This is a genomic window from Microbacterium sp. P2_F9, assembly GCF_056403635.1.
In genome coordinates, this window is sequence record NZ_JBFUFC010000101.1 from 1 (window position 1) to 13,111 (window position 13,111).

Here is a 13,111-nt window from a genome sequence, read left to right on the forward strand (position 1 = left end):
GCGCTGCACGAGCCCGAGCTCGACCCCCTGCTGCACGAGCCGGGACGCGCGCGGCTGATCGACGCCGACCGCGTCGCCCAGTTCGCTGACCGTGAGCGGGACGGATGCCGCGGCCAGCGCCTCGAGCATCCGGAGGCGTGCGGGGCCGCCGAAGCGGCCGCCCGCCATCCACGGCGGCTGGCCGTGCATTCCCCCGTGGTGAGCCGCGCCGTGCGGACCCCCGTGGGGGCCGGCGTGCGGACCTCCTCGACCCCAGCCTTCGCCGGGCTCGAAGCCGTGGCGGTGACCCTGACCGTMCCACGGCGGGCGAGGCATCCCCCGTCCGCGCAGACGCGCCAGGGCGGAGGCGATGGCTTCGGCGGGGTCGGGAGTGGCGGTCATCCCTCAAATTTACATGCGACTTGACATGGATTGATATTGCATGTCACACTGCATGTACATGCACTCTGACATGTATTGATCGGTCGGCCTCTTGAGCCGGCTCCCGAAAGGATTACCCATGAACGACATCAACCCTGAAATCAGCCCCGAGCCCGACGGCACCCCCGACGGCGCCGAAGAGCGCCTCCCCACCGACCGGCGCCCGCTCGGGTTCTGGCTGCGTGCCGTCGATGCCCTCATCTCGCGCGAATTCGACACCGCGTTCGCCGACGAGGGAGTCACCCGACGCGACTGGATGCTGTTGAACGCACTCGCCCGCACGGTCGACGCTCCCGAGTCCGGCCAGTGGCTCGCCCGCAAGGGCAAGCACCTGCGCGGTCTCGAGAAGCGCGGCTGGGCGGACGAGACCGGCGACGGCACCTGGGTGCTCACCGACGAAGGCCGCGCCGCCCTCGATCGCCTCGGCGGAGTGGTCGACGGCATCCGCCGCCGCATCGCCGACACGGTCGCCCCCGAGGACTTCGCCACCACCCTGGCGTCCCTCGAGGCGATCGCCCGCGAGCTCGGCTGGGACGAGAGTTCCGCACCGACGCGCGGCGGCTTCGGCCGCGGGTATGGGTGGGGCTTCGGCCGTGACTTCGGTCGCGGGTTCGGACCCGGCTTCCGGCCGGGCTTCGGCCGCGAGTTCGGGCCCAGCTTCCGGGCCGGCCACGAGCACCACCATGGCTACGGGCACGGGCACGGCGAAGGCCACCGGGCCGACTCCGAGCACGGCCACGACCACGGCCACGGCCGCGGCCACGGCCCCGAGTTCGGCCACGGCCACGGCCCCGAGTTCGCGCACGGCCACGGGTACGGCCATGGTCGCACCCACGCCGACGAGTCCTGCCACCACGAGCACCACGGTCGGGGCCGCGGTCGGTCACACCAGGGCGGCAGCCACACCGAGCACGCCTACGAGCGCGGCTTCGACGCCGGGTTCCGCCGGGGCCAGCACGCCTGACCCCGCCACCGAGACCACCTCTTCTCGCCGAGACCACCTGTTCCCACGGGTGGTCTCGCGCAGAAGGGGTGGTTTCGGCGTGCGGGCGGGGCGAGAAGATGGGTGGATGACGACCCCCGCGCTCCTCGCGATCTCGCATGGCACCGCCTCGGTGGAGGGCCAGGCCGCGATCCGCCACCTCGTCGACGCGGTCGCCGCGCGGCTGCCCGACGTCACGGTGCGGCTCGGGCACGTCGACGTGCAGCAGCCGGATGTCGCGGCATCCCTCGCCTCCATTCCCGATGCGGACCCGGTGGTCATCGTCCCGCTGCTGCTCTCGGCGGGCTACCACGTGCGGGTCGACCTGCGGAAGCAGTCGGCCGGTCGCAGCGCCGTCGCGATCGCCCCCGCGCTCGGCCCCGACCCCCGCCTCGTCGACGTGCTGGTCGCGCGCCTGGCAGCCGCCGGACTCGAGGATGCCGACGCGGTCGTGCTCGCCGTCGCCGGCTCCAGCGACGAGCGCGCCAACGACGACTGCCGGGTCATCGGCGCGATGCTCGCCGAGAGACTCGCCCGTGACGTGACCGTCGGATTCCTCGCCGCCGCCGAGCCGCGCCTCGGTGTCGCGGTCGCGGGCGCGCGCGAAGCGCGGGCCGACGGCATCCGTCCGCATGTCATCGTCGCGAACTATCTGCTGGCGCCCGGGTATTTCCACGACCTCGCGGTGCGCCTCTCCGATAGCGCCACGGTCGCCCGTCCGCTGCTCGACGCGGATGCGCCCGCCGACTCCCTCGTCGACCTCGTCGTGGAGCGCTACCGCACAGCCGCCGCCGCAAAGTCCAGCATGTGACGCCGTGTGACCCCACGTTGCAGAGTCTGACGCTGGACTGGGTCCAGAAAGGGTCCGCTTCTAGCCTCGGGTGAACGCGGGTGCTATGTGTCCGCGCCCGGATTCTCCGGACGACGTGGAGGCGACAGTGACCATCAGTGAGACCGAGCAGGCAGCGGCCCGCCCGCCGCATGCGGGCAACGCTGAGACGCTGCCTGCGGCGCGTCCGCCGCGTCCCTCGTCCCGCCCGAACGGGCAGTGGAAGATCGACGGCACGACCCCGCTCAACGGCAACGAGGAGTGGAAGCAGGTCGACAACGGCCTCGCCGTGCGCGAGCGCATCGAGAACATCTACGCCCAGGGCGGTTTCGCGTCGATCGACCCGACCGATCTGCACGGGCGCTTCCGCGTCTGGGGCCTGTACACCCAGCGCAAGCCGGGCATCGACGGCGGCCGCACGGCGACCCTCGAGCCGCACGAGCTCGAAGACGAGTACTTCATGCTGCGCGTCCGCATCGACGGCGGGCAGCTCACGACCGAGCAGCTGCGGGTCATCGCGGGCATCTCGATCGAGTTCGGCCGCGGCACCGCCGACCTGACCGACCGGCAGAACATCCAGCTGCACTGGATCCGCGTCGAGGACGTCCCGGAGATCTGGCGCCGCCTCGAGGCCGTCGGACTCGGCACGACCGAGGCGTGCGGCGACGTTCCGCGCGTCGTGCTCGGATCGCCCGTCGCCGGCATCTCGGTCGACGAGCTGATCGACCCGACCCCGCAGATCGACGAGATCACGTCCCGCTTCATCGGCGATCCCTCGCTCGCGAACCTGCCCCGCAAGTTCAAGACCGCGATCACCGGTCACCCCAGCCAGGACGTCGTGCACGAGATCAACGACGTCGCCTTCGTCGCCGTCGAGCACCCCGAACTCGGCATCGGCTACGACCTGTGGGTCGGCGGCGGCCTCTCCACCACCCCCCGCCTCGCGGAGCGGCTCGGCACGTTCGTCGCCCCGGAGCGGGTGGCGGATGCCTGGCACGGCGTCGCCCAGATCTTCCGCGATTACGGCTACCGGAGGCTGCGGAACAAGGCGCGGCTGAAGTTCCTGCTCGCCGAGTGGGGCACCGAGAAGTTCCGCCAGGTGCTGCAGGACGAATACCTCGGCTACGCGCTCCCCGACGGCCCGGCCGCCCCGAAGCCGCTCGCCCACGGCGATCACGTCGGCGTGCACAAGCAGAAGGACGGCCTCTCCTACGTCGGCGCCACGCCGATCGTCGGCCGCGTCTCGGGCCCGAACCTGGGCAAGCTCGCCGACCTCATCGAGGCGCACGGCTCGACGCGGCTGCGCACGACGCCGTACCAGAAGGTCGTCATCCTCGACATCCCTGAAGACCGCGTGGAGTCCCTCATCGCCGGCCTCGACGAGCTCGGTCTGTCGGCCCGCCCGAGCCTGATCCGCCGCGGCACGATCGCGTGCACCGGCATCGAGTTCTGCAAGCTCGCCATCGTCGAGACCAAGGCCTACGCGACCGCGGCCGTGCTCGACCTCGAGGAGCGCCTCGAGCAGTTCGACCTGCCGCACCCGATCTCGCTCCACGTCAACGGCTGCCCCAACTCGTGTGCGCGCATCCAGACCGCCGACATCGGGCTCAAGGGCCAGCTCGTCACGATCGACGGCGAGCAGGTGCCGGGCTACCAGGTGCACCTGGGCGGCGGGCTGGTCAACGCCGACCGCGACGAAGCCGGCCTCGGTCGCACGGTCCGCGGCCTCAAGGTCGCCGCCGACGGGATCGCCGACTACACCGAGCGCATCGTCACCCGGTTCCTCGCTGAGCGGGATGCCGCATCCGACGAGACCTTCGCCCAATGGGCGCACCGCGCCGAAGAGGAGGCCCTCCAGTGACCGTCTCACTCGCCCCGCGTCTCGCGACGAAGCGCTCCGCCGAGGAGCTCGAAGCCCTCGCCACGCAGGGCAACCTCGAACTCGGCAGCCTCACCGACCACGAGGCATCCCCCGCCGACGTCGTCGCCTGGGTCGCCGAGCATTTCGGAGCGGATGCCGCGGCCGTCGCCTGCTCGATGGCCGATGCCGCGCTGCCGCACCTGGTGGCGCAGCGCCTGCCCGGGGTCGACGTGCTCTTCCTCGACACCGGCTACCACTTCTTCGAGACCCGGGTCACCCGCGACGAGGTCGCCGCCTCGCTCGACGTCCGGGTCGTCGACGTGCTGCCGCAGCAGACCGTCGCCGAGCAGGACGCCGAGTTCGGCGCGAAGCTGCACGACCGCGATCCCGGCCTCTGCTGCGCCCGTCGCAAGGTGGCGCCCCTCCAGGACGCGCTCGGCGGCTACGAGGTGTGGTTCACCGGCGTGCGCCGCGACGAGGCCCCGACCCGCGCCAACACGCCGCTCGTGGTCTGGGATGAGCGCAACGGACTGGTGAAGGTCAACCCGGTGGCGGCATGGAGCTTCGATGACCTGCTCGACTACGCCGGCACGCACCAGGTGCCGGTGAACCTCCTGGTCTCCAACGGCTACCCCTCGATCGGCTGCGAGCCCTGCACGGCTCGGGTCGCGCCGGGCGACGACCCCCGGTCGGGCCGATGGGCGGGCCTGTCCAAGACGGAATGCGGGCTGCACCTATGAGCATCGACATCACCGCGACCAGCCCGGTCCCTGAGCTTGTCGAAGGGTCCGGCGCTTCGACAAGCTCAGCGACCAGCTCAGCGCGCCTGTCGACCCTCGACATCCTCGAGGCCGAGGCGATCCACATCATCCGCGAGGTCGTCGCCGAGTTCGAGCGGCCCGTGCTGCTGTTCTCCGGCGGCAAGGACTCGGTCGTCGTGCTCCACCTCGCCGCGAAGGCGTTCTGGCCCGGCCGCGTGCCGTTCCCGGTGCTGCACGTCGACACCGGGCACAACTTCCCCGAGGTCATCGCGTTCCGCGACGAGACCGTCGAGCGCCTCGGCATCCGTCTCGAAGTGGCGCATGTGCAGGACTACATCGACGACGGTCGCCTCGCCGAGCGCGCCGACGGCACCCGCAACCCCCTGCAGACGCTGCCGCTGCTCGACGCGATCGCGGCCGGGCGCCACGACGCCGTCTTCGGCGGGGCTCGGCGCGACGAGGACAAGGCACGCGCCAAAGAGCGGATCATCTCGTTGCGCGACGAGTTCGGGCAGTGGGATCCGCGCAACCAGCGCCCCGAGCTGTGGAGCCTCTACAACGGCCGGCACACGCCTGGGCAGCATGTGCGGGCGTTCCCGATCTCGAACTGGACCGAGCTCGACGTCTGGCGCTACATCGAGCGCGAGGGCATCGCGCTGCCGCCGCTGTACTTCGCGCACGAGCGCGAGGTCTTCCGCCGCGACGGCATGTGGCGGGCGGTGGGCGAGTCCTCCTCCGCCGACCGCGGCGAGCAGACCGAGCGTCGCCTCGTGCGCTACCGCACGGTCGGCGACATGAGCTGCACCGGAGCGGTGGAATCGGATGCCGCGGACCTGGCATCGATCGTCGCCGAGGTCGCCCAGACCACGCTGACCGAACGCGGCGCGACCCGGGCCGACGACCGCCTGTCCGAGGCCGCCATGGAAGACCGCAAGAAGGACGGGTACTTCTGATGACGCTTCGACAGGCTCAGCGACCGGAGGCAATCCTCGCACCGGGCACGCTCTTCCGGTTCGCCACCGCCGGCTCGGTCGATGACGGCAAGTCGACGCTGGTCGGCCGGCTGCTGCACGACTCGAAGGCGATCCTCGCCGACCAGCTCGAGCAGGTCGCCCGCACCTCCGCGGAGCGCGGGTTCGCGCACGGGGACTTCGACTTCGCCCTCCTCACCGACGGCCTGCGCGCCGAGCGGGAGCAGGGCATCACGATCGACGTCGCGTACCGCTACTTCTCCACCGGCGCGCGGTCGTTCATCCTCGCCGACTGCCCCGGGCACGTGCAGTACACGCGCAACATGGTCACCGGCGCGACCACGGCAGATGCCGTCGTCGTGCTGATCGACGGGCGCAAGGGCGTGCTCGAGCAGACCCGCCGGCACCTGGCCGTCGTCGCCCTGCTGCGGGTGCCGCACGTCATCGTCGCGGTCAACAAGATCGACCTGCTCGGCTTCGCCGAGGAGGCCTACACCCCGGTCGCCGAGGCCGTGCGCGCCGTCACGCGCGAACTCGGCATCGACGACGTGCACGTGCTGCCCGTCTCCGCGCTCCAGGGCGACAACATCGTCGACCGCTCGGCCAACATGCCCTGGTACGACGGCCCCGCCCTGCTGGAACTGCTCGAGGCGCTGCCCGCGGCGGACGAGCTCCAGGGCGCGTACGACGCTTTCCGCCTGCCTGTGCAATCGGTGCTGCGGCCGCAGGGGGGACTTGCCCCCGACCTGGCCGCCGACCCGGTGCTCGCGGAGCGCTACCGCGACTACCGCGCGGTGGCCGGCCGCGTGTCGTCCGGCACCGTGCGGATCGGCGACGAGGTGCAGGTCTTCCCGACCGGCATCCGCACGACCGTCACCGGCATCGCCATCGCCGGCGTCGAGGCCACCGAGGCCATCGCCCCGCAGGCGATCGCGCTCCAGTTCGCGGACGACGTGGATGCCGCGCGCGGCGCCGTCATCGTCGCCGCCGGCACCCTGCCCGCCGGCGCCCGCGACCTCGATGCTGAACTGTTCCAGCTCGACAGCCGGCCGCTCATCGCGGGCGCGCGCGTGCTCGTCAAGCACGGCACGCTCACGGTGCAGGCGATCGTCGCCGAGATCGTCGATCGGCGCGACCTCGACACGCTCGCCCACGAGCCCGCCTCCACTCTGGAGGTCAACGACATCGGCCGTGCGCGCCTGCGCCTTGCCGCCGACCTTCCGATCGAGCCCTACGGCGTCACCCGCGCCGGGGGATCGTTCCTGGTCATCCATCCGTCCGACGGCGCCACCCTCGCCGCCGGCATCACGCACGGCTGATCAGCCGCGCGCGCACCACCCCAACCGAACCGCCCATCGAAGGAGGCGAAACAGTGAACAAGACCCGCATTGCGACGACGATCACGACCCTAGGACTCGTGGCCGCCATGATGACCGGCTGCGCCACCGCGACCGCCGAACCTGCGAGYGTCTCCGACGACGGGCCTTCGGCGACCGAGCTGCGCCTCGGCTACTTCGCCAACGTCACGCACGCGCCCGCACTGGTCGGACTGCAGGAGGGCCTCTTCCAGGACGCCCTGGGCGACGTGAAGCTCACGACCCAGGTCTTCAACGCCGGCCCCGCCGCGATCGAAGCGCTGTCGGYCGGAGCGATCGACGCGACCTACATCGGCCCGAACCCGTCGATCAACACCTTCATCCAGTCCGCCGGAGCGTCAGCGCGGATCATCGCGGGAGCCGCCACCGGCGGCGCCGCGCTCGTGGTGCGCGACGGCATCGACTCGGCCGCCGACCTGGCCGGCACGACCCTCGCCTCGCCCCAGCTCGGCAACACGCAGGATGTCGCGCTGCGGGTGTGGCTGGACGACGAGGGCTACCAGACCGACACGACCGGCGGCGGGGACGTGCACATCACGCCCACCGAGAACGCCCAGACGCTCACCCTCTTCCAGCAGGGCGGCCTCGATGGCGCCTGGCTGCCGGAGCCGTGGGTCTCGCGGCTGATCCTCGACGCGGGCGCGCACGTGCTGGTCGACGAAGCCGACCTCTGGGACGACGGCGCGTTCCCGACGACGGTGCTGCTCGTGCGCGCGGACTTCCTCAAGGACCACGCCGATGTCGTCAAGCAGCTCCTGCAGGGCCACATCGCGTCCGTGCAGTGGATCACCGACCACCCCGACGAGGCAGGCGGCGTGATCAACAGCGCCATCGAGGCCGAGACCGGCAAGCCGCTCGCCGACGAGGTCATCGCCCGGGCGCTCGAGCACGTCGCCTTCTCGGTCGACCCGCATGCCGAGACGTTCCCGACCCTCGTCGAGAACGGCCTCAAGGCCGGAACGCAGAAGGACGGCTCGATCGACGGGCTGTTCGACCTGCGCCTGCTCAACGGACTGCTCACCGCCGACGGCGGCGAGACGGTCTCGGCGGCCGGCCTGGGCAAGGACTGACACTCATGACCGCGGCATCCGCTCCTGCTTCCGGCACCACCGCTTCGGTGGCGCCGGAAGCGGGCGTGCCGAACCTGCTCGGCCCGAGCTTCGACGAGAGCGCGTCGCTGCGTCAGCCCGGTCCGCCGGCACCCGTGGCGATCCGGATCGAGGGCGTCACCAAGCGGTTCGGCGGCGGGCCGCTCGTGCTCGACGGCATCGACCTCGACATCGCGGCCGGCGAGTTCGTCTGCCTGCTCGGGGCCTCCGGCTGCGGCAAGTCGACGCTGCTCAACCTGATCGCCGGCCTCGACAAGCCGACCGCAGGGCACATCGACACCCCGGGCGCCGGATCGGCCGTGATGTTCCAGGAGTCGGCGCTCATGCCCTGGCTGAGCGCCCGCCGCAATGTCGAGCTGGCGCTGCACCTGCGCGGGGTGCCCCGGCGCGAACGCCGCGAGAAGGCGCTCGCGCTGCTGGACACCGTCAATCTCGCGGATGCCGCGGACAAGCGTCCGCACGAACTCTCCGGCGGCATGCGCCAGCGTGTCGCCCTCGCCCGCGCGCTCGCTCAGGACCGGCCGGTGCTGCTGATGGATGAGCCGTTCGCCGCGCTCGACGCGATCACCCGCGACCTGCTGCACGAGGAGCTCGAGCGCGTCTGGCGGGCAACCGGACGCACGATCGTGTTCGTCACGCACAACGTGCGCGAAGCCGCCCGGCTCGGCCAGCGGGTCGTGCTCCTCTCCAGCCGCCCCGGCCGCGTCGCCGAGGAGTGGCGCATCACCCAGACCGTGGGCCGCCGCATCGAATCCCCCGAGGTCGCCGCCCTCTCGGTGGAGATCACCGACAAGCTGCGCAAGGAGATCCGCCGAAATGCCGCGTGACATCGCCGCGCTTGCGGACCCGGCATCCGATCGCCTCCCCTCGGCGGACGACTTCCGCAGCCTCGAAGCAGGACTCGACCGCCTGCAGACCGACCCGGAGCGTCCGCGCAGCCGGTGGCATACCTTCACGACGAGCGTCCTGCCCCCGCTGATCTTCGTCGGCGTGCTGATCCTCGTCTGGCAGCTGTACGTGATGATCGCCCACCCGCGGCCGGACCTCGCGCCCAGCCCGGTGGACGTCGCCCTCGCCCTCGGCGACGCGTGGGAATCCGGCCGGCTTCAGATCGCGATCACCACGAGCCTCGAGCGCGGCATCATCGGATTCCTCATCGCCATCGCGGTCGGCACGCCGCTCGGGCTGCTGCTGGCCGAGGTGAAGCCGCTCCGCCGCGCGATGGGCCCGATCATCTCGGGACTGCAGGTGCTGCCCTCGGTCGCATGGGTGCCCGCGGCGATCCTCTGGTTCGGCCTCTCGGATGCCACGGTCTACTTCGTCATCCTGATGGGCGCGATCCCGTCGATCGTCAACGGCCTCATCGCCGGCATCGATCAGGTGCCGCCGCAGCTGCGCCGGGTCGGCACGGTGCTCGGCGCCGGCCGCTTCCAGCTCGCCACCCTCGTGATCCTTCCCGCGGCCCTCCCCGGGTACCTCGCCGGCCTCAAGCAGGGCTGGGCGTTCTCGTGGCGGTCGCTGATGGCCGCTGAGATCATCGCGACGGGCGGCACGATCGGCTTCGGTCTCGGCTCCATGCTCGACCAGTCGCGCACACTCGCCGATCTCCCCGGTGTGCTCGGCACGATCCTGGTGATCCTCACGATCGGCGTCTTCATCGAGCTCGTCTTCTTCGGTCCTCTGGAGCGACGGATGCTGCGTGGCCGGGGTCTGCTGCAGTCCGGGGGTGCCCGATGAACGCGGGTCTCGTCACGCTCGTCGGCGCCGGCCCCGGCGACCCCGATCTGCTCACCGTGCGGGGACTCCGCGCCCTGCAGAACGCCGACGTCATCGTCGCCGACCGGCTCGGCGCGCGGAGCGTCCTGGATGGCCTCGATCTCGACGCCGAGGTCGTGGACGTCGGCAAGCTCCCCGGCCACCACGCGGTGCCGCAGGATGCGATCAACGCCCTCCTCGTGCAGCTCGCCCAGGCCGGCAAGAACGTGGTGCGGCTCAAAGGCGGCGACCCGTACATCTTCGGCCGCGGCGGCGAGGAGCTCGCCTTCTGCCAGGCCGCCGGCGTGCACGTCGACGTGGTGCCCGGCATCACCAGTGCCGTCTCAGTACCAGCGATCGCCGGCATCCCGCTCACCCATCGCGGCCTCGCCGCCACCTTCACCGTCGTCAGCGGCCACGATCAGATCGCGCAGCTCTCTGGTGGGCGCGACCACACCGTCGTGATCCTCATGGGCATCGGCACGCTCGCGAACTCCGCCCTCACCCTCGCCCGCGGCGAGCGCGGCGCGGACTGCCCGGTGGCGATCATCGAAGACGGCTATGGCCCGCACCAGCGCGTCACCATCGGCACCCTCGGCACGATCGCGACGCAGGCGGCGCTGCGATCGGTACGCTCGCCCGCTGTCGTGGTCATCGGCGACGTCGTGTCGCTCAGCCCGTACGCGCCCGCGGAGCTCTCCGCATCTTCCTCCGTTCCGCAGTCGAACCCGGCCGGGCCACGCAACGCGTAGCCCCCGAATCGACCACCGAACAACCACCCGAACGAAAGGCCTTCGCTGTGACCGAGAACTCCCCGGCCCTCCAGCCCCTCCGCGTCGCGATCGTCGGCGCGGGACCCGCCGGCATCTACGCCGGCAACATCCTCGCGAACACCCTTCGACCGGTTGCTGAGCCTGTCGAAGCACAGGGACCGGATGCTGCCCTTCGACAAGCTCAGGGACCGAGCGAGGTGGCGATCGACCTGTTCGAGTCGCTCCCGGCCCCCTACGGGCTCATCCGGTACGGGGTCGCACCCGACCACCCGCGCATCAAGGGCATCGTGACGTCGCTCCACGAGATGCTCGCGGCCGGCACGATCCGCTTCATCGGCAACGTCGAAGTGGGCCGCGACATCGCCCTCGACGAYCTGCGGGAGCGGTACGACGCCGTGATCCTCGCCAACGGCGCCATCCGCGACGCCGCGCTCGACATCCCCGGCATCGACCTGCCCGGATCGCACGGGGCCGCCGACTTCGTCTCCTGGTACGACGGGCACCCCGACGTCGCACGCGACTGGCCGCTCGATGCCGCCGAGGTGGCGGTCATCGGCAACGGCAATGTCGCACTCGACGTCGCACGCGTACTGGCCAAGCACGCCGTGGACCTCCGCCCCACCGAGATCCCCGACAACGTGCTCGCCGGGCTCGAGGCATCCGTCGTCACCGACGTCCACGTCTTCGGGCGCCGCGGCCCCGGCGACATCAAGTTCAGTCCGATCGAGCTTCGCGAGCTCGGCGAGCTCGCCGACGTCGACATCGTGCTCGCCGACGAGGACTTCGCCCACGTCGACGCGTCGAGCGCCACCACGAATCAGCTCAAGGTCATGCTCCGCATCCTCGATGGCTGGCGGTCCCGCCCGGCCACCGGTGCGAGCCGACGCCTGCACCTGCACTTCCACCACGCGCCGGTCGCGGTGCTCGGCACCGACCGCGTCGAGGGGCTGCGCTTCGAGCGCACCGTGCCGGTCGAAGGTGGCGTGGTGGGGACCGGCGAGTTCCGGGACATCCCGGTGCAGGCCGTGTACCGGGCGGTCGGCTACTACGGCAGCCCGGTGCTCGACGCACCATTCGACGATGTTGCAGGGGTCATCCCGAACGTCGAAGGCCGGGTGACGGATCCGGCCTCGGCCGCTCCCATCCCGGGGCTGTACGCGACCGGCTGGATCAAGCGGGGGCCCGTCGGCCTCATCGGCCACACCAAGAGCGACGCGATGGAGACGATCGCCCACCTCGTTGCCGATGCTCAGGCCGGAGTGCTCACCTCCCCGAGCGTGACCGACGACGTCCTCGAACTGCTCGCGGAGCGCGACGTCGCGTACACGACCTGGGATGGCTGGCTGGCCTTGGACGCCTACGAGCGCGAGCTCGGGCAGACGCAMCGGCACGCGCGCGAGCGCGTCAAGGTCGTCGCCCGCGACGAGCAGGTGCAGGTCTCGCGCGCCGGAGCGCTGATCGGCTCGTGACGTATGTGATCGCCCTGCCGTGTGTGGACGTGAAGGACCGCGCGTGCATCGACGAGTGCCCGGTGGACTGCATCTACGAGGGCGACCGCAGCCTGTACATCCACCCGGACGAGTGCGTGGACTGCGGCGCCTGCGAGCCGGTGTGCCCGGTGGAGGCGATCTACTACGAAGACGACCTCCCCGAGGAGTGGTCGGACTACTACAAGGCGAACGTCGAGTTCTTCGATGAGGTCGGATCCCCTGGTGGGGCTGCGAAGGTCGGCGTGATCCACACCGACCACCCGGTCATCGCCGCACTGCCCCCACAGGCCTGACGACCATGCCCGAATCGGCATTCAAGGGGCTGAGCCCGGCGGACGCGGCCGACGTCGTCGTGCTGGGCGGTGGCCCAGCAGGGCTGTCCGCGGCGCTGAACCTGGGGCGCTCGCGAACCAGCGTGGTCGTCGTCGACGCGGGGCGGCCGCGCAATGCCGCCACGCTGCGTTCTCACGGATTTCTGACCCGCGACGGGGTGTCACCCCTCGAACTGCGCAAGCTCGCCCGCGCCGAACTGGCCGCCTATCCGGGTGTGCGCGTGCTCGAGCGCACTGCCGCCAGTGCCCTGCATCCGATGGATGCCTCCAGCGGCATGCGATTCAGGGTCGGCCTCAGCGGGCGCAAGGCGGGCGCCCCCCCGGCGATCGCCGCCCGCTCGGTGATCGTCGCGACCGGGCTGCGCGAAACCCTGCCCGCCATCCCGAGCCTGCGCGCTTTCTACGGCATGAGCATGTTCAGCTGCGCTGCGTGCGACGCCTGGGAGCTGCAG

General features: G+C 71.2%; 14 protein-coding genes. 13 read left to right on the forward strand and 1 reads right to left on the reverse strand.

Features of this window, described 5'->3' with window-relative positions; genetic code table 11:
• On the reverse strand, positions 1 to 381 hold a 381-nt coding region (locus AC1DVT_RS11805), incomplete at its 3' end, for a winged helix-turn-helix domain-containing protein (RefSeq protein WP_477389119.1).
• Positions 382 to 499: 118 nt separating this feature from the next.
• Here AC1DVT_RS11805 and AC1DVT_RS11810 point away from each other — a divergent pair.
• From AC1DVT_RS11810 to AC1DVT_RS11870, 13 genes are all read left to right on the forward strand, one after another.
• A complete protein-coding gene (locus AC1DVT_RS11810; protein WP_477389121.1) occupies positions 500 to 1,384 on the forward strand; it encodes a MarR family winged helix-turn-helix transcriptional regulator in 885 nt (294 codons plus the stop codon).
• 106 nt (positions 1,385 to 1,490) lie between these two features.
• Positions 1,491 to 2,213 (forward strand): sirohydrochlorin chelatase, encoded by a 723-nt coding sequence (locus AC1DVT_RS11815; protein WP_477389123.1) that lies wholly within the window; start codon positions 1,491 to 1,493, stop codon positions 2,211 to 2,213.
• 127 nt (positions 2,214 to 2,340) lie between these two features.
• A complete protein-coding gene (locus tag AC1DVT_RS11820; protein WP_477389124.1) occupies positions 2,341 to 4,092 on the forward strand; it encodes a nitrite/sulfite reductase in 1,752 nt (583 codons plus the stop codon).
• Positions 4,089 to 4,832: a phosphoadenylyl-sulfate reductase gene (locus AC1DVT_RS11825; protein ID WP_477389126.1), complete on the forward strand. Its 744-nt coding sequence runs from the start codon at positions 4,089 to 4,091 to the stop codon at positions 4,830 to 4,832. The genes AC1DVT_RS11820 and AC1DVT_RS11825 overlap by 4 nt, the downstream gene beginning before the upstream one ends.
• On the forward strand, positions 4,829 to 5,806 hold the full coding sequence (cysD, locus tag AC1DVT_RS11830) for a sulfate adenylyltransferase subunit CysD (RefSeq protein ID WP_477389128.1): 978 nt from the start codon (positions 4,829 to 4,831) through the stop codon (positions 5,804 to 5,806). The genes AC1DVT_RS11825 and cysD overlap by 4 nt, the downstream gene beginning before the upstream one ends.
• Positions 5,806 to 7,143, forward strand: a complete 1,338-nt coding sequence (locus AC1DVT_RS11835; protein ID WP_477389130.1) for a sulfate adenylyltransferase subunit 1 — start codon at positions 5,806 to 5,808, stop codon at positions 7,141 to 7,143. The genes cysD and AC1DVT_RS11835 overlap by 1 nt, the downstream gene beginning before the upstream one ends.
• A 53-nt stretch (positions 7,144 to 7,196) precedes the next feature.
• Positions 7,197 to 8,270: an ABC transporter substrate-binding protein gene (locus AC1DVT_RS11840; protein WP_477389132.1), complete on the forward strand. Its 1,074-nt coding sequence runs from the start codon at positions 7,197 to 7,199 to the stop codon at positions 8,268 to 8,270.
• Between the two features lie 134 nt (positions 8,271 to 8,404).
• Positions 8,405 to 9,136 carry an ABC transporter ATP-binding protein gene (locus AC1DVT_RS11845; RefSeq protein WP_457099744.1) on the forward strand — a complete coding sequence of 244 codons (732 nt, stop codon included), beginning with the start codon at positions 8,405 to 8,407 and terminating at the stop codon, positions 9,134 to 9,136.
• Positions 9,126 to 10,046 (forward strand): ABC transporter permease, encoded by a 921-nt coding sequence (locus AC1DVT_RS11850; protein WP_457099619.1) that lies wholly within the window; start codon positions 9,126 to 9,128, stop codon positions 10,044 to 10,046. Before AC1DVT_RS11845 ends, AC1DVT_RS11850 begins: the two co-directional genes overlap by 11 nt.
• Positions 10,043 to 10,816, forward strand: coding sequence for a uroporphyrinogen-III C-methyltransferase (gene cobA / locus AC1DVT_RS11855; protein WP_477389134.1), 774 nt, complete (start codon positions 10,043 to 10,045; stop codon positions 10,814 to 10,816). Before AC1DVT_RS11850 ends, cobA begins: the two co-directional genes overlap by 4 nt.
• Positions 10,817 to 10,863: 47 nt before the next feature.
• Positions 10,864 to 12,306 carry an FAD-dependent oxidoreductase gene (locus tag AC1DVT_RS11860; RefSeq protein ID WP_477389136.1) on the forward strand — a complete coding sequence of 481 codons (1,443 nt, stop codon included), beginning with the start codon at positions 10,864 to 10,866 and terminating at the stop codon, positions 12,304 to 12,306.
• A complete protein-coding gene (gene fdxA / locus AC1DVT_RS11865; protein WP_477389138.1) occupies positions 12,303 to 12,620 on the forward strand; it encodes a ferredoxin in 318 nt (105 codons plus the stop codon). The genes AC1DVT_RS11860 and fdxA overlap by 4 nt, the downstream gene beginning before the upstream one ends.
• Positions 12,621 to 12,625: 5 nt before the next feature.
• Positions 12,626 to 13,111, forward strand: a 486-nt coding sequence (locus tag AC1DVT_RS11870) for an NAD(P)/FAD-dependent oxidoreductase (RefSeq protein WP_477389140.1), incomplete at its 3' end; no start/stop codon positions are given.